At 70.2% G+C, this 19,425-nt stretch carries 13 protein-coding genes and 1 pseudogene; 6 read left to right on the forward strand and 8 right to left on the reverse strand.

The features are described from left to right. Window positions 1-3: 3 nt before the first annotated feature. From OIU81_RS06620 to OIU81_RS06640, 5 genes are read left to right on the forward strand one after another with little or no spacing between them, the layout of a single operon-like run. On the forward strand, window positions 4-366 hold the full coding sequence (locus tag OIU81_RS06620; protein ID WP_329144813.1) for a GPW/gp25 family protein: 363 nt from the start codon (window positions 4-6) through the stop codon (window positions 364-366). Then, complete coding sequence (locus tag OIU81_RS06625) at window positions 363-3,296, forward strand: putative baseplate assembly protein (RefSeq protein WP_329144815.1); 2,934 nt, start codon at window positions 363-365, stop codon at window positions 3,294-3,296. The genes OIU81_RS06620 and OIU81_RS06625 overlap by 4 nt, the downstream gene beginning before the upstream one ends. Continuing rightward, on the forward strand, window positions 3,293-6,427 hold the full coding sequence (locus OIU81_RS06630; protein ID WP_329144817.1) for a putative baseplate assembly protein: 3,135 nt from the start codon (window positions 3,293-3,295) through the stop codon (window positions 6,425-6,427). Before OIU81_RS06625 ends, OIU81_RS06630 begins: the two co-directional genes overlap by 4 nt. Then, a complete protein-coding gene (locus tag OIU81_RS06635; protein ID WP_329144819.1) occupies window positions 6,424-8,517 on the forward strand; it encodes a hypothetical protein in 2,094 nt (697 codons plus the stop codon). The genes OIU81_RS06630 and OIU81_RS06635 overlap by 4 nt, the downstream gene beginning before the upstream one ends. A 30-nt stretch (window positions 8,518-8,547) precedes the next feature. Further along, the gene (locus OIU81_RS06640; protein WP_329144821.1) at window positions 8,548-9,930 is read left to right on the forward strand and encodes a DUF6519 domain-containing protein; all 1,383 of its coding nucleotides are present in this window, start codon (window positions 8,548-8,550) and stop codon (window positions 9,928-9,930) included. 29 nt (window positions 9,931-9,959) lie between these two features. On the opposite strand, the gene OIU81_RS06645 is transcribed toward OIU81_RS06640, so the two are convergent. From OIU81_RS06645 to OIU81_RS06660, 4 genes are all read right to left on the reverse strand, one after another. Then, on the reverse strand, window positions 9,960-10,394 hold the full coding sequence (locus OIU81_RS06645) for a CD225/dispanin family protein (protein ID WP_329144823.1): 435 nt from the start codon (window positions 10,392-10,394) through the stop codon (window positions 9,960-9,962). A 974-nt stretch (window positions 10,395-11,368) separates the two neighbouring features. Beyond that, window positions 11,369-11,758 (reverse strand): hypothetical protein, encoded by a 390-nt coding sequence (locus tag OIU81_RS06650; protein WP_329144825.1) that lies wholly within the window; start codon window positions 11,756-11,758, stop codon window positions 11,369-11,371. A 295-nt stretch (window positions 11,759-12,053) separates the two neighbouring features. Continuing rightward, window positions 12,054-12,446, reverse strand: coding sequence for a hypothetical protein (locus OIU81_RS06655; RefSeq protein ID WP_329144827.1), 393 nt, complete (start codon window positions 12,444-12,446; stop codon window positions 12,054-12,056). Then, window positions 12,443-13,048: a recombinase family protein gene (locus tag OIU81_RS06660; protein ID WP_329144829.1), complete on the reverse strand. Its 606-nt coding sequence runs from the start codon at window positions 13,046-13,048 to the stop codon at window positions 12,443-12,445. The genes OIU81_RS06655 and OIU81_RS06660 overlap by 4 nt, the downstream gene beginning before the upstream one ends. 715 nt (window positions 13,049-13,763) lie before the next feature. Here OIU81_RS06660 and OIU81_RS06665 point away from each other — a divergent pair. Beyond that, window positions 13,764-14,042 carry a transposase family protein gene (locus OIU81_RS06665; protein ID WP_329144831.1) on the forward strand — a complete coding sequence of 93 codons (279 nt, stop codon included), beginning with the start codon at window positions 13,764-13,766 and terminating at the stop codon, window positions 14,040-14,042. 439 nt (window positions 14,043-14,481) lie between these two features. Here the strand turns inward: OIU81_RS06665 and OIU81_RS06670 are convergent, their stop codons facing one another. The 4 genes and pseudogenes from OIU81_RS06670 to OIU81_RS06685 all read right to left on the reverse strand — a co-directional run bounded on the left by OIU81_RS06670 (window position 14,482) and on the right by OIU81_RS06685 (window position 19,423). Next, entirely contained in the window at window positions 14,482-14,922 is a 441-nt protein-coding gene (locus OIU81_RS06670) for a hypothetical protein (RefSeq protein WP_329144835.1), read from the reverse strand. A gap of 887 nt (window positions 14,923-15,809) precedes the next feature. Further along, window positions 15,810-17,293 (reverse strand): annotated as a pseudogene (locus tag OIU81_RS06675) (UvrD-helicase domain-containing protein). A 229-nt stretch (window positions 17,294-17,522) separates the two neighbouring features. Further along, window positions 17,523-17,786: a helix-turn-helix transcriptional regulator gene (locus OIU81_RS06680; protein WP_329144837.1), complete on the reverse strand. Its 264-nt coding sequence runs from the start codon at window positions 17,784-17,786 to the stop codon at window positions 17,523-17,525. Window positions 17,787-18,880: 1,094 nt separating this feature from the next. Continuing rightward, entirely contained in the window at window positions 18,881-19,423 is a 543-nt protein-coding gene (locus OIU81_RS06685; protein ID WP_329144839.1) for an NUDIX hydrolase, read from the reverse strand. Window positions 19,424-19,425: the final 2 nt, after the last annotated feature.

Raw genomic sequence — 19,425 nt, forward strand, 5'->3', positions numbered from 1 at the left:
CGCATGGACATCAGCTTCCCGTACCGCGTCGACAGCCGCGGCCGCACCGCACAGGTCGAGCACGACGGACACGTACGCGACATGGTCAAGCAAGTGCTCTTCACCACCCCCGGGGAGCGGGTCAACCGCCCCGACTTCGGCTGCGGCCTGCTCGACCTGGTCTTCGCCGGGAACAGCCCGGAACTGGCGGCGACCGTGGAGATGACGGCCCAGTCCGCGCTCCAGCGCTGGCTCGGCGACCTGCTCACGGTGGAGTCCTTGACGGTCAGCAGCGAGGAGTCCGCCCTGGTCGTGCACGTCACCTACGCCCTGACGGCCACCGGGCAGAGCCGCAGCCTGACGGTCCGCGGAGGGACGCCGTCATGACCGTCACGAGCGAACCCGGCAGCGCGGCGGAGTACGAGGAGATGGCCGGGATCGAGCAGGTGCGGGTGGACGCCGGGCGGCGCACGCTGACCGTCACCTTCTCCGGCACGCTCCCGGCCCGCCTGGACCGCAACAGCTTCCGGATCGAGGGCGGGCAGCGGGTCACCGAGATCCGCGTCCTGCGCGTCGTACGGCACACCTCGGAAGAGGCGGGCGCTGGTCCGGCAAACCGTCTGACGAACCATCTGACGTTGACGTTGGACCGGCCCGGAGACGAGTCCACCTACCGGCTGCGCGCCCTCGGCAGCGGCTTCCGTCGCGGCCGCGACCGGGCTGCGTTCCGCTTCCACCCCACCGGCCGCGAGCCGGCCCCCGCGCCGTCCGCCGCCGAGCCGGTGCCTCGTCCATCAGCCGGACCCGCCCCGGCCATCGACTACCTGGCCAAGGACTACGCGAGCTTCCGGCGCCTGCTGCTGGAACGGCTCGCGCTCACGCTGCCGAAGTGGACCGAGCGGCGGGCGCCCGATGTCTGGGTCACCCTGGTGGAACTCCTGGCGTACGTCGGGGACCAGCTCAGCTACCAGCAGGACGCCGTGGCCACCGAGGCCTACCTCGACACCGCGCGGCTGCGCACCTCGGTGCGGCGCCACGCCCGCCTCGTGGGCTACCCCATGCACGAGGGCTGCGCGGCCCGCACGGTCGTCTGCGTACAGACCGACGCCCCGGTGCCGGTACGGACCGCCGACCTCGCCTTCACGGCGTTCCCGGTGGACGGCACCCCGGAGACGGCCGGGCCGGTGCTGCCCCTTGCCCTGCTGGTCACCAGCCGGCGCCCGGTGTACCGGCCGCTGGAGCGCCGGGAGATGGTGTTGCGCCCGGAACACAACCGCATCCCGCTGTTCCCGGGGAGCCGGGCGGAGACCCACCTGCCGGCCGGCGCCACCCGCGCCACCCTCCGGGACGGCTACGGCATCCACCGCGCCCTGCGGTTGACCCCCGGTGACCTGCTCGTCCTGGAGGAGACGGCCGGTTCGCAAGATGACCGCGCCGCCGGCCCCGACCCCGCCCGGCGGCAGGCCGTCCGGCTCACCCGCATCACACCGGACGTCGACCCGGATTCCGGCACGCTGCTCGTCGACGTGGAGTGGGCCGCCGAGGACGCCCTCACCTTTCCGCTGCGCGTCGGCCCGGCCGACGGCCCCGGCCGCCCGCGCCCCGCCTCCGTCGCCTGCGGCAACGCCCTGCTGGTCGAGCACGGCATCGAGAACACCTGGCTGTCCGGCGATGCCGGGGAGGAGATCATCCAGGTCCCCGGGCGGGCCGAGAGGGAGGAGGCCGAGGGGGAGGATGCCGTCCCGGCGCCCGGCGACGCCCTCGGGCTGGATGCTGCCGTATCGTCCCGCGACGCCGACGGCAGTGCGCTCACGGCCGCGGCCGCCCGCCGTTTCCGGCCCTTCGTGACGGCCCTGAGCGGCCGCGGCGTCACCTGGTCGCCGCCCCATCCCCGGCCGGCGGACCTGGCCGCCGCACAGGCCCGGCAGCTGACGGACCTGGCCACCCGGGCCCGGAACCGGCTGCGCGACCTCCACCACTCGGTGACGGCGCTGTCCGACGAGGACCGGGATTTCCTTCAACTTCTCTTCGGTGAAAGGCAGTTGCTCGGCCTGTCCGACGACGCCGACCCCGGCAGGGTCCTGGGCCGACTGCTGTCCCGTTTCGACGAGTTGCTCGAACCGAAGCTGCGCCGCCTGGAGGCCCTGGACCGGCGCGCCCGGTCGGGATGTGTGCTCGACCCCGAGGACACCGGCTGGGAACTGGCCCAGACCTGGGGCCGGGCGGCCGCATGGGCGGTCCACCCGGACAACCCCGCCCTGCACGGCTCGGTGCGCGGCGCCCTGCGGCCCGACCCCCGCGAGGCCGTGCCCGTCCTGCGCCTGCACCCGCCGAGGGACGGGGTCGACGAGGATGACGCCGGGCCGCCCTGGACGCCCCGGCGGGACCTGCTCGCGAGCGGACCGGGCGACCGGCACGTGGTCGGCGAGACCGACGACGACGGCGTGCTCGCGCTCCGTTTCGGCGACGGCCGCAGCGGAGCCGCCCCCCGCCCGGGTGCGCGGCTGTGCGCCGAGTACCGCATCGGCAACGGGCAGGAGGGCAACATCGGGGCGGAGGCCGTCAACCGGATCGCCTCCCGGGTCCCCGGTGCCCTGGCACACGTCACGGGGGTGCGCAACCCGCTGCCCGCCACCGGCGGAACCGACCCGGAACCGGTCGCCGAGGCACGGCTCGCCGCGCCCCGCGAACCGTTCCGCGGGCTGCTGCGCGCCGTCACTGCGGAGGACTACGCCACCCTGGCGGCGAGCCGCTCCGACGTGCAGCGGGCCGCCGCCACGCTGCGCTGGAACGGGAGTTGGTACGAGGCCGAGGTGGCCGTCGACCCCCTCGGGGCCCCCGATCCGTCGCCCCGCCTCCTGGAGGAGGTGCGCGCCTCCCTGCACCGCTTCCGCCGCGTCGGGCACGACGTGGTGACGCGTCCCGCCCTCCAGGTGCCGCTCGACGTCGCCCTCGATGTGCTGGTCGGCCCGCACTGCATCGCCGATCACCTGCGCGCGGAGCTGCTGCGCAGGCTGCTGCCGGGGCGCGGGCCAGACGGCGGGCCGGGGTTCTTCGATCCCGACGCGCTGACGTTCGGCACCCCGGTCCGGGCCGGCGCGCTGATCGCCCTGTGCATGAGCGTGCCCGGTGTCCGGCACGCCGAGGTGACCCGGCTGCGCAGACTCCATGCGCCGGGCGAGGGCGCGACGGCCGCCCTGGACGTGCCGCCGACGGGGGAGCTGCGGCTGCGCCCGCTGGAGATCGCCCGGCTCGACGCCGACGCCGCCCACCCGGAGAACGGGCGCCTCGCGCTGCGTGTGAGAGGAGGACGATGACCGGCTTCCCCGAAGGCCACGGCCCCCGCACCGGCGGCCGCGCCCCCCGTCCGGCTCCGGTGTGGAACCGGCCCGGGCTGCCCGAGCTGCGCTACCGCGTGGGCACGTACGACACGTTCCTCGCTGCGATGCTCGCCCGGCTGCCCCGGGCGGGACACGCCGCCCTGGCCGGACTCACCACCCGTGAACCGGACGACCCCTCGATCGCGCTGCTGGACGCCTTCGCCGTCCTCGCCGACGTGCTGACCTTCTATCAGGAGCGGATCGCCAACGAGGGCTACCTGCGCACCGCCACCGAGCAGGTCTCGCTCGGGTGGCTGGGACGCCTGGTCGGCCACCGGCGCCGGCCCTCCCTCGCCGCGACCACCCACCTCGCCTACACCCTCGACGCGGGCGTCCGCACGGTCGTCCCGGCGGGGTCGCGGGTCACCAGCCGGCCGGTCCCCGGCGGCCTGCCCCAGACCTACGAGACCAGCGAGGACCTCGTCGCCCGTGCGGAGTGGAACCGGCTTCCCGTGCGCACCACCCGGCCGCCGTCCCTGACCGCCGACGTCGCCGCCCGTATGCCGTCCCTCGACATCGCCGGGGTCCAGCACACCCTGCGCCCCGGCGACCGGCTGCTGTTCACGTACGACGACCCGCGCCTGAACCTGACCCGCCTGGTGGACACCGCCCGGCCCGACCCCGCAAACGGGCGAACCACGGTTGCGCTGAAGGTGCCCGACGCGGCCCGGCAGTTGGACCACGCGGTCGAGGCGCTGCGCGAGGACGGGGAGGAGGCCGCGGCCCGCCTGCCGTCGGGCGGTCCGCTGGAGGACCTGCTCCAGCTCATGCGCGAAGTGCGGCACCGGGCCAGGGAGTTGCGCGACCCGGACGCCCTGGCCGCTTCGCTCGACCGCAAGCTCCGCGCGCTGCGGGAGTGGCCGGCCGGTGCGCCCCGGCCGCCCGAGGCCGAGGCCCTCATCGAGCGGGCGGCCGTCCGGATCGCCACGATCAAGTCCGCCGCCCGGCAGCTCGCCGCGCCACCGGACGGGGCCGCCCCGGCTTCACCCGACGGCTCGGCCGAGCGCGCGGCCCTGCTCCAGGACCGGGCCGGCGCCGGCCGGCACATCCTGAACGCCCTCGATCCCCTGCTGCGCGCGATCGAGCGGCACGACGGCCGTGCGGGCGGGGCCGCCGGCGTGACCGACGTCCTCGGCGCGGGGTCCGACACCCTCCCCCGGCTGCTGGCCGGCAGCGGCACCGAGGTGACCGCGTCCCTGGGCCGCGCGCTCGGCGTCGTCTCGGTGTCGGCCGCCCCACCGCCGGGCGTGTGGTGTTTCCGCGTGAAGGCCACGCCGATGGGCGCCACCCTTCCTGACGACGCGCGCGTGCGGCGGCTGCTGCACGCGGCCGCGCCGCACCGGGCGGAGGCAGCCGAACAGCTCTCCGGTGACGTGCTGCTGCTCGACGCCGTCCACGACGAGATCCTGCCCGGCAGTTGGATCGCCGTCCGGCGGGCGGACGACTCCCGCACCCGCGTGCTGAAGGTCACCGAGGTCGCCCAACTCGCCGTCGCCGACGAGCAGTACGCGCTGCGGGTGACCCGGCTGCGCCTGGACGGGCCGTGGGCCGACAACCCCGGGGACATCACGGCGCGCCGCGCGACCACGGTGTGGGCCGCCGGTCAGCCGCTGGTCCCCGCACCCTCTCCCGACCCGTCCGCCGTGACGGGCGACACGATTCGCCTCGACGGGGTCCACGAGGGGCTGACGCCCGGCCGCCCGCTGATCGTGTCCGGGGAACGCACCGACATCGCGGTCGAGGACGCCTCGGCGGGCGGCCGCAGCGCGGGGGTGCCGGGCGCCGAACTGGCGGTGCTGGTGGGCGTGCGGCACGGCTTCGACGGCACGCCCTTCGACGACCGCGTCAGCACGACGCTCCTGCTGGAGGCGCCGCTGACGCACGCCTACCGGCGCGACACGCTCGTCATCCACGGCAACGTGGTCCCCGCGACGGCCGGGGAGACCTGCGAGGAGGTCCTCGGCAGCGGCGACGCCGGCCGGGCCGGCCAGATCTTCCCGTTGCGGCGGGGCCCGCTGGCCTGGATGCCGTCGGCGACGCCCGACGGGGGTCGGGAGGTGCTCACCGTCCGGGTCGACGACGTGGTGTGGCGGGCGTCCGCCGACCTCGCCGACGAGGGGCCGGCCGCCCCGGCGTACCAGCTGCGCACGGGCGTGGACGGCGCGGCGGCCGTCGAGTTCGGCGACGGCCGCCACGGCGCGCGGCTGCCCACCGGCAGGGAGAATGTGACGGCCCGCTACCGGGTCGGGGGCGGCCGGGCGGGAAATGTCGCGGCCGGGGAGATCGACCAGCTGGTCGACCGGCCGTTGGGGGTCACCGGCGTCACCAACCCGCTGCCCGCCACCGGTGGCGCGGATGCCGACGGGTCCGATGAGCTGTGGCAGCCGAACCTCGTGCGGCCGGCCGCACTCGACCGGTTGGTGTCCGTGCGCGACCACGAGGACTTCGCCCGGGGGTTCGCCGGGGTCGACAAGGCCGTGGCGCGCCGGTGCGCGGCCGACTCCCGCCCCGTCGTGCACGTCACCGTCGCCGCCGCCGCGCCGGACGCCGCCGCGCCGCTGCTGACGGCCCTGCGCACGGCCATCGCCCGCTACGGTGACCCCGCGCTGGCGGTGCGGGTCGAGCACTGCGAACGGGTACGCCTGGTGCTGGCGCTCGGTGTCCGTACGGCACCCGGGCACCGCCCGGACAAGGTCGAGCAGCGGGTCCGGGACGCGCTGACGGCCGCTCTGGGCTTCGCCGCGGCGGAACTGGCCGAACCGGCCTTCCTCAGCACGGCCGTGGCCGCCGCGCAGGCGGTGTCCGGCGTCGACTTCGTCACCGTGGACGCCTTCGGAGGGTTTCCGGAGAGCGTCGAGGCATCCGAGATCGTCCGGTTCGCCAGGCATCCCTCGGTGGCCACTTGCGTCCCGGCCCTCCCCGCCGGGTACCGCGCGGTGCGCGACGCGCCACCGGCGGGCGGCCCGCAGACGACACCGCAGGCCGCACGCTACGCGTTGCGCCCCGCCCAACTCGCGCTGCTGGACCCGGCCGTACCCGAGACCCTGGTCCTGCGGAGGATCCCATGACACCCGACGAGCTGTACGAGCTGCTGCCCGCGCTGTACCGCAGACTCGACGCGGAGAACGGCCGCCGCCTGTACGCGCTGCTGGACGTCCTCGCCGAGCAGGCGGAGGTCGTCCGGGCGGACACCGAGCGCCTCTACGACAACTGGTTCATCGAGACGTGTGACGACTGGGTCGTCTTCTACCTCGGCGATCTCGTCGGCTACCAAGTGCTGCCGGGGACCACCTCCGTTCCCCGGCGCGACGTCGCGGAGACCGTGGTCAACCGCCGCCGCAAGGGCACGCTCGCCCTGCTGGAGGACCTGGCGGCACAGGTGGCGGACTGGCCCGCGCGCGCCGTCGAATCCCGCCGGCTGCTCGGCATCACCCAGCCGGTGCGCCGCTACGCGTCGAACAGCCGGGTCGACGGGCGCCGGCTCGGCAACGGCGGGCTGGTGAACGTGCGCCGGGTCGACGTCCTGGACCGCCTGGGAGGCCCCTTCGACGAACTGGCGCACACGGCGGAGGTGTCGGGCACCGGATCCGACCGGCGTCCGGGCAGATACGGCCTCGGCGGGGTCGGGCTGCATGTGTGGCGGGCGCGGACGTACGCGGTGACCCAGGCCCCGGCGTTCTGCCTGGATCCGGACCGGGGCTGCTACGCCTTCCACGTGCTGGGCATCGACACCCACCTGGTCACCAAGCCCGTGCCCGAGCCGTCGCCCTGCCACACCGCGGACGAGACCAACGTGCCGGCGCCGATCCGGCGCCGGGCACTGGCCGAGCGGCTCTTCGACTACTACGGGCCGGGCAAGAGCCTGTGCCTGTGGACCGGGCCGGCGGACCGCCGCGAGCCGGTGGCGCTGGACCGGATCGTCGCCGCCGACCTGTCGGACTGGCACTACCGTCCCGGAGCGGGCCGGGCGGCCGTCGATCCCGTCCTGGGCCGGCTCGTCCTGCCGCCCGGTGACGCGCGGGACGGCCGGGTGTGGGTGAGCTATCACCACTCCTTCGCCGGCGATCTCGGCGGCGGCGAGTACGCCCGGCCGCACTCCGCCCCGACCGGTGCGGAGGTCCACTACCGGGTCGGCCCGGGGCGGGAGGACCGGTCGATCGGCGAGGCGCTCGACCGCTGGCGCGCGGAGAAACGCGCCCACCCCGGCAAGGCCGCAGCGGTCATCGAGGTCTCCGGCAACGGCGTCACCGAGGATCTGACGGACGTCCTCCTCGACCGGGGCGATCGCCTCACCCTCCGGGCCATGGACGGGGTCCGCCCGGTCCTCCGGCTGGGCACCCCGTTCCACGACGAGACACGGACCCTGCGGATCACGGGCACGGGCGAGGGCTCCGGCAACGCCCCACTGCCGCGGATCGTCCTGGACGGCTTCCTGGTCACCGGCGGAGGCGTCCAGGTCCAAGGCCCCGTGGGACGGCTCCTCGTGCGGCACTGCACCTTCGTTCCCGGCCGTCAACTCGGCCCGGGATGCGTCCCGTTGGCGCCCGGGATGCCGAGCCTGGAGATCGTCGACAGCCCGGTCCGTACCGAGGTGCACCGCAGCATCCTCGGCACGGTCGCGGTGTCGAATCCGGACGGCACGGGCGGGCCGAACCCCGTCCTGCTGTACGACAGCGTGCTGGACGCGACCCACCGGGACGTGGCGGCGCTGCGCGGCGACGACGACGGCCCCGCAGCCGTCCGCCTCACGGCGTGCCGGACCACCGTCATCGGAACGGTGCACGTGCAGGAGGTGGACGTGCTGGACAACTGCCTGCTGGACGGGGCGGTCCGGGTCGCCCACACGACCGAGGGCGCGGTGCGGTTCTGCTGGCTGCCACCCGGCTCCCGCACACCGGCCCGGTCGCACTGCCAGCCCGAGCAGTCCGGCGACCCCGCGCGCGTGGCCCTGCGCTTCGCCGGCCGGCGGTACGGGATGCCGCACTACGTCGAGCTCGCGGACGACTGCGCCGAGGAGATCCGCCGGGGCGCCGACGACGGCTCCGAACCCGGCGCGCTGCACCACCTCTTCCGGTCCCAGCGGGAGGACAACCTGCGCACCCGCCTGGCCGAGTACACCCCTGCGGGGTGCGACGCGGCACTGTTCTTCGCCACCTGACCCGCTTGTCTTCCTCTCCCGGAGCGCACCATGCACGGCGACTTCTCACGCGTCACCTTCGACCCCGCCCAGCGGTTCTCGGCGGTCCTGGCCCAGCAGGGCCGGGTCCAGCTCGACGCCGACATCAACGAACAGGCGGCCATCCTCCAGTACTTCCTGCGCACCCTGGTCGTGGACATGTTCGGGCCCGCCACGTACCCGCCGGACGAGGACGAGGGACGCCCCGGCGGGTTCGGCCTGGACGCGTTCGACGGGAAGAACTTCACGCTGGGCTCCGGCCGGATGTACGTCGACGGGATCCTGTGCGAGTGCGACGGCACCGACTACTTGAACCAGCCCTACGACTACCTCGACCCCGACCACGACGGCGACCGGCTGCCGCAGCAGCCGTTCCTGGCATACCTGCGGGTGTGGGAGCGGCTGGTCACCTCCGTGGAGGCACCCCGTATCCGGGAGGTCGCCCTCGGGCCGCACAGCCCGGACACCACCGCGCGGACCCGGGTGATGTGGCAGGTGTGCTGGCTTCCGCTGGAGGAGAACGCGTACATGCCCGACATGAAGACCGGCACCCGCTATCTGCGGGACCGCATCAGCAAGACGTTCGAGCCCCGCGGGCTGCTCGCGGCACGGGTCCGGCGCCCGGAGGACGACACCTCGCCCAGCCACCTCTCGCCGTCCTCCGGCTACCGGGGGCCGGAGAACCAGCTGTACCGGGTGGAGGTGCACCAGGGCGGCACCGCGCAGACCGCGACCTTCAAGTGGTCCCGGGAGAACGGCTCGGTCACCTTGCCGATCCGGGCGGTGCACGGTCCCGCGGTGGAGCTGGAGACGCTGGGGCGCGACGACAAGCTCGGCATCGAGGTCGGGGCCAGCGTGGAGCTCGTCGACGATGCCTCCGTGCACCGGGGCGCGTCGGACCGGCTCGACGAACCGGCTCCGCGGCTGTACACCGTCCAGGAGATCGACCACGCGGCGTACCAGGTGGTGCTGGACGCCGACCCGGCCGATGACCCGCACCACCCCACGGGTGGCCGGGTGCCCGGACTCCACCCGCTCCTGCGGCGCTGGGACCACGGCGCGACCGCGTGGACGAGCGGCGACGACGCCAGGGGCGACGGGGCACCGCGCCCGCTGCGGGAGGGTGAGTGGCTGTTCCTGGAGGACGGGATCGAGATCCGCTTCGAACCGAGTACCGAGCGGCCCCGCACCTATCGGCGCGGCGCCTACTGGCTGATCCCGGCCAGGGTGCTCACGGGTGACGTGGAGTGGCCGACCGACCAGAACGGGCAGCCACGGTCGCGGCCCCCGCGCGGCGTCGCCTACCACTACGCTCCGCTCGCGGTGGTGCAGCCCTTCGCGGCGGGCGATTACCAGATGGTGGACCTTCGGGTGCCTATTCCGCGTCGCCGCTAGGAGATCACACGGCCGTCAATAGCCGGGTCCTAGTAGTCGTTGGAAGGGATGTTGTGCAACATCACGACGACGAGGATGATGCCGATCACGAAGGCGACCACGAAGAGGATGGTGGCGACGAGCGAGAACAACCGCGCCTTGGTCGATGAATCGAGTGCTCCGGCATAGTCGCCGACCGTGTACTTGCTCTTCACCTGTGCGGAGAAGTACAGCGCGGGCAGGCCCAATGGCCAGAAGAGGAAGATCGACAGAATGGCCCAGACCAAGTGCGTTTTGGGTTGGGGCCGGGTCGGAGGAGGAGGCGGAGGTGGTGGAGGAGGCGGAGGCGGTGGTTCCTGAGGTGGCGGCTTTGTGGACCAGCCACCAGGGTGGTCGGGCCGGACCGCATTGCCGCAGCGGCTGCACCGCCAATTCTCGGCCGGTTCCTCACTGCCGCAGTTTCCGCATGTCCACGTACCGTTCATACTCACCGCCGTGCCGGCGTTACCGCCACTCGGGGTCCCTCTCAGCCATCATCGCGCTGGTTCGCCACCCCCGCTACCCGTGCCGATTCATCAGAAGCTGTGCCCGCACTGGTGACTTCCCTGGTGCCCTAGCACCAGCAGGCATTCAACACCGTCCGTTGGGCACACCATTCGGCACTTCGGTAGCGGTGGCGGTTTGGGGATGGGAATGTCAGAGGGGCCGGCTTGCGTCCATGCATCTTGAAAGGCGCATTGGTGATCACCGTCATGACCCAGCAAAAGCGCACATGGACTTGACTGTTGCCGCTCAACGCTGCAGACGGGACACGGTCCGCAATCGCACGGAACCTGAGCCGGTGCTCCGCCCGGCAAACCACCGTCCAGATTTTCGTCGCTCACGTGACCCTCCTTGGAATCCCCGGGCTTGTATTCCGCATCCCGGAAATTCCGAGAATTCTTCTATGCGCTCGGCAATTCCTTGTGTGCACTCGGATTGTGTGCACTCGACGCAATGCGTGATTCCGAATCGAGCCCTGGGTAGCCCTTCATGGGGACGTGAGTGACCGTGCCGGCGATGCTAGTCGGTCCAGACCAGGTGTCCCTTGCCGCCGAAGGGCGCGGATGCGCTGCCGTCGTCCGCTGCCGAGCCCAGTGCTCATCGATGCGTAGTGCTCGTCGCTTCAGGTAGCAAACAAGGCCATCGTCTCCCGCCCGCAAGCCCCCCGCAATCCGAGCCCGCGCCAGCACGAACCGGGTTGAGCTGCGGGCGGGCACCCCGCTGATCGCCTCGGCGGCCGGAGCGCCCGGCGATGCCGGCGGTGCCGGCGCGCGTCACTGGCGTTAAAGGACCTGGCAGGACGCCAAAAGGCCACGGCTACGGCGATATGGTGCCTGCGACCCGATCTTCTTGTATGACCACAGCGATGGTGGGTGCGCGGTGGCGCCGGGCGGTGTCCGCCAGGGACACCGGTGCGTCACCCGCTGCCGTCGTGGCTCGGAGGGCTTGTGACCGACCGCTTGGACCGCCACAACAACGGCATCGTTGTGTAGTACTGGCCGAGCCGCTCGTTGCCGAGCTCCAACTCCATATAGAGGCGGCCAAGCACGTCGCAGGGCTCGCGCTCCATCTCCGTGGTCACCAGCGCCAGGGCGTGCGCGAAGCGGTCCAACTCTGTTCTGCTGTAGCCGCCGGCGATCTGGAGGTACTGCCCTTCGCGCGCTTCCCAGGACTCGCTCCCGCGGACGTCCACGGCGTTGCGCAGAGCCAGCGCCGCCATCTCGACGAAGTTGTCGAAGATTTCGCTCATCCGCTTCGCGCCGGTGTTCGCCGCCAGCAGCTTCACGATCTCCCGGTAGCCGCTCATGCGCCCGGCACTACAATGGCCGGAGCCTCGGAGGTCCGGACGACACGGTGGGCCTCCGGATCGAAACCACCGTACCGGGTCGGTCTCGACGTCGACGGCCGGTGGTTCCAGCGCTGGCACCAGGTATCGGCACCCGGCTGCTGCACTTCGAGTTGCTCGGCAAGCCCTGCTCTGACGTAGAGGATCGAGTACTCGGGCTTGGAGTTCGCCTCGACCCAGTGCTGGCACGGAAAGACGCGCACGTTCCAGGAACCCTGAGCGACGGGCCGCAGGAACCCGTACGGGCGTCCGTGAGTCATACGGTGCCCTCGGCTGTCGTGGCTGATTCCGCAGGAGGCTGTGAGTCGTCCTTCTTCGCCTGCTCGGCGAGGATCTGTTTCACCAGCCAGGCCGGTGCCCGTGTTGCCAGGACGATGTCGCGCCGCGTGGTACGGCGCAGGGCCAGGGAGTGCACCGCGGCACGCAGAGCCTGTTCGCGGGCGTCGTCGGCGGCCCGGAGCGTCTCCAGTTCCGGTGTCACCGGGGTGAGCGTGACCTCTGCCCTCACGCCGACGAGTTCGAGCCCCTCCACGGCGTTCGCCTCCGTCGCCCGTAGCGTCCGCCCGTGTGCGTACACCCCGTGCTCGACAAGGTGCGTCACCCAGGTCCGGCCGCGCCGGTGGGCCTGGCCCTCGATGGTCTCGCTCACGCCGCGCTCCCCAAGTCCTCGATGACCTGCTGGACGAGCGTGTCCGGCACCGGGGAGGGCAGGACGATCTGCCGGTTCCCGATCCGGTACAGCGTGTGCGTAGCGCTGCTGCTGACCGCGGTGACGGTGAGCCCGAGCCGGGAGGCTACGGCCCGGATCCGCAGCAGCGGGCCACCTTCGACGCCCGCGCGCAGTCCCGCGGTAACCTCCTGGGCCTGCATCCACTCCTCCAGCCTCACTACCGGCTTGTGCACGACCTTCGGCGACCACACCCACTGGGAAATGGGGTTGCGCCCCGAGAGCCCGGCGCGGCCCGTCCTGCTCGACTTGCGGTTGTACACCTGATAGCCGCTGAGCTTCGGGTTCGCGACCAGCCCCTCGACCCTGTTGTAGGCCCACTCACCCTCGATCGGGTACCGGTCGGGCTCCGCCTGGAGGATCGCGACGATGTCCGCGCCCTTCAGATGCTCCTCGCGCCGGAGGCGGCACAGCTCCCGGGCGGCGTCGAACCGGCGTTCGTCGGGGTGCGGAACGAGCTTCTTCTTCGGCCGCATCTCCCCGAACCGGCCCTGCCCCCGAACCGGGGCATCCTCGTCGACCACCGCAACATAGGGGTAGGGCGGGTAGCCGTGGTTCCATCCACCGATTGCATGCTGGAACTGGCCCCCCCATCGACATCTCGATCATCGTCGCGCGGTAGATCTCCGCCTCGGCCTGCCCGTACCTACGGGTACGCAGCCGGCCGGACTCGGTGCCGACATTAGGAACAGTTCGGGTGTCTCAGGCTGCTTGCTGTCTCAGCGAAGACGGGCCAAATGAGGCTTGCTCGACGCGCCCAGTTCGTGCCCCAGATGTCTCACGAATCGTCGAGGAGTGTTATCTGAACGTGATAATTCGATGCCTCTACGTCACCGCGAGGTCGTAGGGGAACCGGGCCTCGACGGCGGCGTGCGTGGAGACAGTCGCCGCCCGACAATGCGTCGCACCCCTACATGGCCTTCGGCCTATACAAGTTGCCCGGCTTCCAATTCGTCACGCGCTTCCACGACCTGGAAGACCAGCGGTTCTGGTGGGCCGGGCCCGACCGAGGGTGAAGTGCGACCGCCGGACGCCATCACCCGCGACAAGATCAACCTCAACCGGACCGCCACTGGCCCAGGGCTCCGTCAAGTTCCGTGCTTGCGTGGAGGGTTGACGATCAGGCCGGTAGGGGCGGATGGCAGAGCAGGCACGGGGGTTCGTGATCATTGTGGTGTCGAAGCCAGATGATCACGAGGACGTCCCGTGCCTGCTGTTGCAGCTTCCCCTGTCCCTGCCGTGCTGGAGAAGTTGGGGCCGCTGGATGCGGACCGGATCGCTGGCCTGGGCCCCTACCTCGAATCGGTTCCGGATCCGCGCTCACGCCGGGGCCGGTGGTACTCGCTGACGGCGATCTTGCTGATGTGTGCTTGCGCGGCCGTCTGCGGTGCGAAGAGCATCGAACGTTATTCGCCTGTTTCGGGGAGCCAGTGCCCCTCTATCCAGGATCGGCGCAGTTATGACCAGTCAGAGTCAAATATGGAGAATCGGACTCCTGCGATTCCTTCTGGATTTTGACCGGTTCCGCCTGAGGCGAACCCGCCCCCTTCCGCTGAAAGGGAATAGCGGGCGGCCGTCGGAAATGGGGTATGTCCCTCATCGTCTTGCTCCAAATCCCAATTGATAAGCTGCGTCTCTTGCCCCCCTGGCGCGATCGAGCCGAAAGTCCCCTCAGCAAAATTACCGGTCCCAAAGGGAGCTGCCGTAAGTCGCACCGTGCCGCCCGTGGCGATAGTACGACTTGATTTGTTGAATATCGTTGCCTGGATCGTAGTGCTGGACGCGCTCGAGTCCACTACACCCACGTCGATCTCTGTCATTGCGCATCTCCAATCTCGCGTTTCTCAGCTGGTAGAAACCCATGCCCTTGTTGGCGCGTAGCGTCCGGCCCATCGATCGCCGTCGAGACCTCCAGGCAGTCGCCCACCGGTCATCTCGCCGATCGTGCCGCGGTCGGTCAACCGTGGAGAAACTGGTATCCGATCCACACTTGGATCCGGGTGAGTCCGTTCAGGTTCAGTCCTGTGTCGAACTGCTGTTGCGGGATTGTCACCTGCCAGCTTCCGCCGACGCCTCGTCCCCAGAACGCCAGCGATGTGGGGGCGGTAAGGGGTGGGTCATCGCCGAATCCTTCCTCGGGCGGCAGCAGCGGCGTCGTCTTAGCGTCGCGGGTGCTGACCTTGGGCAGCAACCACTGGGTCGTCACGCTCTTGTCGGGCCACCGCTGTTGATATTCGCCGTCGTGGCGTATCTCGCAGGAGACCACATTGTCGGGATGCGCCGCTCCGACGAGCGCCAAACGGATGATTTTGGTCTTGGCGTCGAAATGGTCGTCCGGTACGTCGGCGACCGGATCGACCGTAAAAGTGAACCGGTGCAATGACTTCAGGTCGACCATCTGAAGATCGGCGGGTGAACGTTAGCCTGATCCAGGCCCGATCGAGCGGTCCGTGGAAGTAGTCGTTGTAGTGGGTCTGCATGCCGACCAGCTTGAAGATCTTTCCCCACGGGGTGGTGAGCGCACTCGCGAGCTGTATTACGTCGATCTCTTTCTCGTAGTAGTCGCTCCAGAGATCGGGGCTGATCCGGCCGGCATCAAGGGGAAAGCTCTCGTCCTCGGCGCCGATCCTCTCGTACGGGTCGGTGAGTTCGAACTCCTGGGGGCGCGCGGCGGGACTAGCCAGAGCAAGCTTCACTTTTGGCTCATGGGATACACCGCGGACCTGCGCTACGCGCCTCACCTTCGGGCCCAACGAGAGTTTTACGGTGTCCGCGAGTTCGTCAATGCCACGCCTCAAACCGTGCCCTGCTTCGTTGTCAAAGAGAATGGTCTCGTTCATCCCAATCCTCCGGAAGCGCGGCAGGTAACGGTTCGAGGAGCTCAGCAAAGCGCCTTGGCACCTCTATCTGTGCTGCTAGTAACCATGATCGCAATACCTCATCTGCGATATTGTGGATACTTCTGTAGCACCTGAGTGTGGTGACACGGGTAACTCAGTGAACCCAGACCTCGATTGCCGCACTTCCATGGGACCTCCACCGACCGTTGATCGCATCCCGGATAGCGTCCAGCGATCTTTGGCGGTGGGGCCCCGAAGGTGGCCGCGCAGTACGGCCTCGGGCACCAACTGCGCAGTAGACGAACCTGCAGCGGCGCGCTCTTACTGCAGGCGCCGACCAGGATCAGCCCGTCCAGGCCCCGCTGCTGCGACGCACAGCCTGTCCATCGTTCCCTAAGGAAGCCCCCCGTGGCCGTGACCGGGTCGTGCCACGGGATCGGTGCCCTCAGGGGCAAAGCCCCGTGGGGTTGTCGGGGTGCTGATCGATCCAGTCCAGTCCCGCGGGGTCAAGGTGTTGGCGGGCACGAGTGACGGCCACGTAGGCAAGGCGGGCCTCTGATTCATTGATGGGGCTGGGTACGGGGCTGCCGGTGGCGTCAACTTCGTCGGTGTCGGGGGGCGGCGTGAAGTCGGGCGCGATGCGGACATGGGCCCATTCCCGGCCTTTGGCTTTGTGGGCGGTGGATACGGTGACCTGTGCCTTGTCTTCCGGGACGAGGCGGTCGACGGCGTGGAGGATGGCGTCGGGGCCGTGTTCGTCTACGAGGTTCGCGAAGGGCTGCAGGTCTGCGCCGCGGGGTCGAGTTCGGCGTAGTCGCGCAGTTCGTTCCAGGTGGTGAACAGCAGGAGTTCGGGATGGTGGGTGCGTCGTCCACCGATGAGGTCGCGGGCAGCCTGAGCCAGGGCACGTAGTGCGTCCCCTCCGCCGACCAGTGCCGTTGCAGTGCCGACGTTAAGGAGCGCGAGGATCTCAGTGACGGCTCCGATGTTGGTACGGCACAGGACCGCGTCTGGGCGCTCCGTGCGGGGACCGACGGTGGTGGGGAGGTCGGGAGTTCCGGTGAGTTGGATGGGGGCCCCGCTGAGGGTGAGCCAGCGGTTGGCTTCGGCAGCGAGTTTGGGACCAAAGCGGAAGGAGCGGGTGAGGGTGAGGTGGTGGCCGGTGAAGCCGGTCATGACGTCGCGGGCTCCTCGCCAGCCGTAGATGGCCTGCGCGGAGTCGCCGACCATGACGATCTGGGTGTGGTCCCTTTGGGCCAGGACGATCTGTTCCAGGACGGGGTTGGTGTCCTGGGCCTCGTCCAACAGCAGGAAGTCGCCGTGCAGTACGGGTTCGGTCAGGGCCCACATCTTCAGGTAGTGGTCGTGCTCGAAGCGCACCGTGCCCGCGTTGGGGCCCTGCAGGTCGTCCCATGCCTTTGCGGCATACGGCAGCAGAAGATCGGCAAGCTCCGCCTGTGCATCTTCAGTGTCGATGCCGCGCAGGGGCGGGACGTGGTGCGGGGCGAGTTCGGTGTCGGCGGACTGGCAGTAGCGGGTGACCGTCCGCAGCACCGCATTGGACAGGGTGGCAGGCATGAGATCACGCCCGTTGATCCGGGCGGGGGTGTTCAGGCCCAGGTCCTGTCCGACCCTCCAGCCCGGTCTGCGGGGGCTATTGAGGCGATCGCGATACCGGTGGCCGAGGGCGGCGTACGCCAAGGAGTGAGCGGTCTTGCACTGCACCGATGCGGGGAAACGGGTGGCTGCGTCCAGAGCGATGGCGCGGTTGAAAGCGAGGTAGCGGCCGCGGCGGGCGGGCATCTGCTCGGCGAGAAAGGCAAGGGTGGACGTCTTGCCGGTGCCGGCACCGGCCTGAATGACGAGATGCTCGCTCTTACCGAACGCCTCAAGGGCGGCAACCTGTTCATCGGTGGGGGCGAAGGACATGTGAAGAGGCCTCCGGAAGCCTGACGGCCCACACCACGCTCTGGACGGGCGAAAGGGGGCCTGTTTCTTGGGGCAGATGCCGGAGTAGAAAGTGCCAGCAGACACGCCCACGGCTTATGTGCACGCCGTGGGGTCCCTTCGATCGGGTACCAAGAAGCACACAGATGTGCACCTTTCGGGCAAGAGTTCGCCAACGGCATCCCCTTCGGGGGATCAGGGGAAGGCTGGCTTAGCGTTCCGGGCGTGGGGGTTCGTGGCCGGCGCACAGCGGGTCGAGGAGCTCGCCCAGGGGGACGCTGAAGGCGTGAGCGAGGGCGTGCCAGGTGCCCAGCGTGCCGATGGTGCGACCCTGCTCGATCTCGATGAGGGTGCGGCGGGACAGGCCGCTATTGGCGGCGAGCTGGTCATAGCTCCAGCCACGCTCCGCGCGCAGGCGAGCGAGGGACTGCCGCAGCGCCGTCGGGTCGGGTTCCGGCGGCGGGAAGATCGTCACCCGACTATCCGACGGTGCACACCCCTGCCCTGGCAGTGCAGACTTCTGCCCTATTTACATGCCCACTGAGACATCTCCACCAGGGCACAGGTCTGCACTACGGTGTCCGCGCCCGGAACCGGTCCATGAGGTGGACCGAGGTCTGCCCGATCGCACCCTGGAGGGACCGAATGCCCACTGCCCTGCCCTCACGTGCGTGGAGCGCCACGATCAGCAGTCAGGTGGGGCGACCCGTACTGACGTGCAGCGCTTGCCCCTCACCCACACACGTGACGGGCGCCGCCGGGGGGCCCTAGATCCGTCGGCACCTTGCACGCCACTTGGCCGAGTGCCAACTGCCGGCACACCTTCGGGTGTGCCACTGTCGCGAGCAGTCCTGCGTATGGCACCGGCGGCAAGGGCCGTGCTCTGGCACCCTTCGGCTGCTACTTATCCGAGCGGACCACGGCCGGACCTGGCACCTCGCCGACACTTGCAACGCCTGCGCCGCCACAATCCCCCACGCCGCGACCGTTCCAGAACCCCCAACCCCCACCAGCACCACTGCCCCTGAGGGGCAGGCTCCCAGCAGCAGAGTCACAGCGAATGCCCCAAGCGAACACGGCGAGTGGGTCGAAGTGTCTTGAAGGGCCGCCAACGGGGCCGACCCGAAACTCATCGGCATGCTGGAGAATTCCCTCGGCCACCACTACTGGATGAAGTTCACCTGGAGCACCGACGGCACCCACCCGCCGATGATCCATGTGATGCCCGTCAAGCCCGGCCGCAGGGCTCAGGGGTGATGAGCAGGCGGTCCTCGTTCCACTTTGCGGCGGAGGCCGTGATGCCGCGCAGGCGATGCTCAAGGTGCGAAGTTCGCCAATGCTGAAGAGCTTGTTAGTGCTTCATCCCATGAGTGTGAGGTAGCCCACTGACAATGTCTCCGGAACGGGCAGAATGCGGGCGTCGAAGCCGTCCACCCGATCCAAACCGGATCGAAACACGCGTCCAGGGGCTGGTGAGCGAACTCCTGCCCAAATAGAACTGACCATCCCAGCAATCCGCTTTTGCGCGTCGGCCGGGCACTTGCCCGGCCGACGCGCTGCTTGGGGGCGTCAGCGAAGAGCCTGGATGATCCGCTGGCGAAGGCGTTCGTCACCGATGTAGTCGATCTCGCGCCAAGCGGCGTCGGAGACCTCTTCGGTCTGCAGTTCGCCGATGTCAGCGGTGGTGCGGAAGAGGAAACGGAAGTCGACGTGCTGGTGGGCGGGCTCTTTCTTGGCGGGGTTGGCGTCGATGGGGTGAACGTCAACGTGGAGCGGGGTCTCGCCGTGCGGGGTGACTACGTGAGGCGGGATGCCGGTTTCCTCGGCGAGCTCGCGGCCGGCGGCCTGCAGAAGTGTGCTGTCGGAGGGCTCCAAGTGGCCTCCGGGCAGCAGCCATCTGCCGGTGGCGAGGTGGTGGATGTGCAGGACACGACCGTCGGCTCCGACGAGGATCGCGCCGACGGTGACATGTCCGGGCAGGGTCTTGCGGCTGGTGAGGTCGTCACCGTCGTCGAGGAGGCCGAGGACGACGGCGAGTTCGCCCTTGTTCTCGGGGTGCTGGTCGAGGTAGGCGGTGGTGGTGGTTCGGATGTGGTCTGCCGTGATGGCCATGG

This window comes from Streptomyces sp. NBC_01454 (assembly GCF_036227565.1).
GTDB lineage: Bacteria > Actinomycetota > Actinomycetes > Streptomycetales > Streptomycetaceae > Streptomyces.

What these genes read in the sequence shown, in the direction of transcription:
- OIU81_RS06635 (WP_329144819.1), top strand. Translation starts at nt 6,424, where the DNA reads ATGACACCCGACGAGCTGTACGAGCTGCTGCCCGCGCTGTACCGCAGA.
- OIU81_RS06625 (WP_329144815.1), top strand. Translation starts at nt 363, where the DNA reads ATGACCGTCACGAGCGAACCCGGCAGCGCGGCGGAGTACGAGGAGATG.
- OIU81_RS06630 (WP_329144817.1), top strand. Translation starts at nt 3,293, where the DNA reads ATGACCGGCTTCCCCGAAGGCCACGGCCCCCGCACCGGCGGCCGCGCC.
- OIU81_RS06620 (WP_329144813.1), top strand. Translation starts at nt 4, where the DNA reads ATGGACATCAGCTTCCCGTACCGCGTCGACAGCCGCGGCCGCACCGCA.
- OIU81_RS06685 (WP_329144839.1), bottom strand. Translation starts at nt 19,423, where the DNA reads ATGGCCATCACGGCAGACCACATCCGAACCACCACCACCGCCTACCTC.
- OIU81_RS06670 (WP_329144835.1), bottom strand. Translation starts at nt 14,922, where the DNA reads ATGGTCGACCTGAAGTCATTGCACCGGTTCACTTTTACGGTCGATCCG.
- OIU81_RS06645 (WP_329144823.1), bottom strand. Translation starts at nt 10,394, where the DNA reads ATGAACGGTACGTGGACATGCGGAAACTGCGGCAGTGAGGAACCGGCC.
- OIU81_RS06640 (WP_329144821.1), top strand. Translation starts at nt 8,548, where the DNA reads ATGCACGGCGACTTCTCACGCGTCACCTTCGACCCCGCCCAGCGGTTC.
- OIU81_RS06650 (WP_329144825.1), bottom strand. Translation starts at nt 11,758, where the DNA reads ATGAGCGGCTACCGGGAGATCGTGAAGCTGCTGGCGGCGAACACCGGC.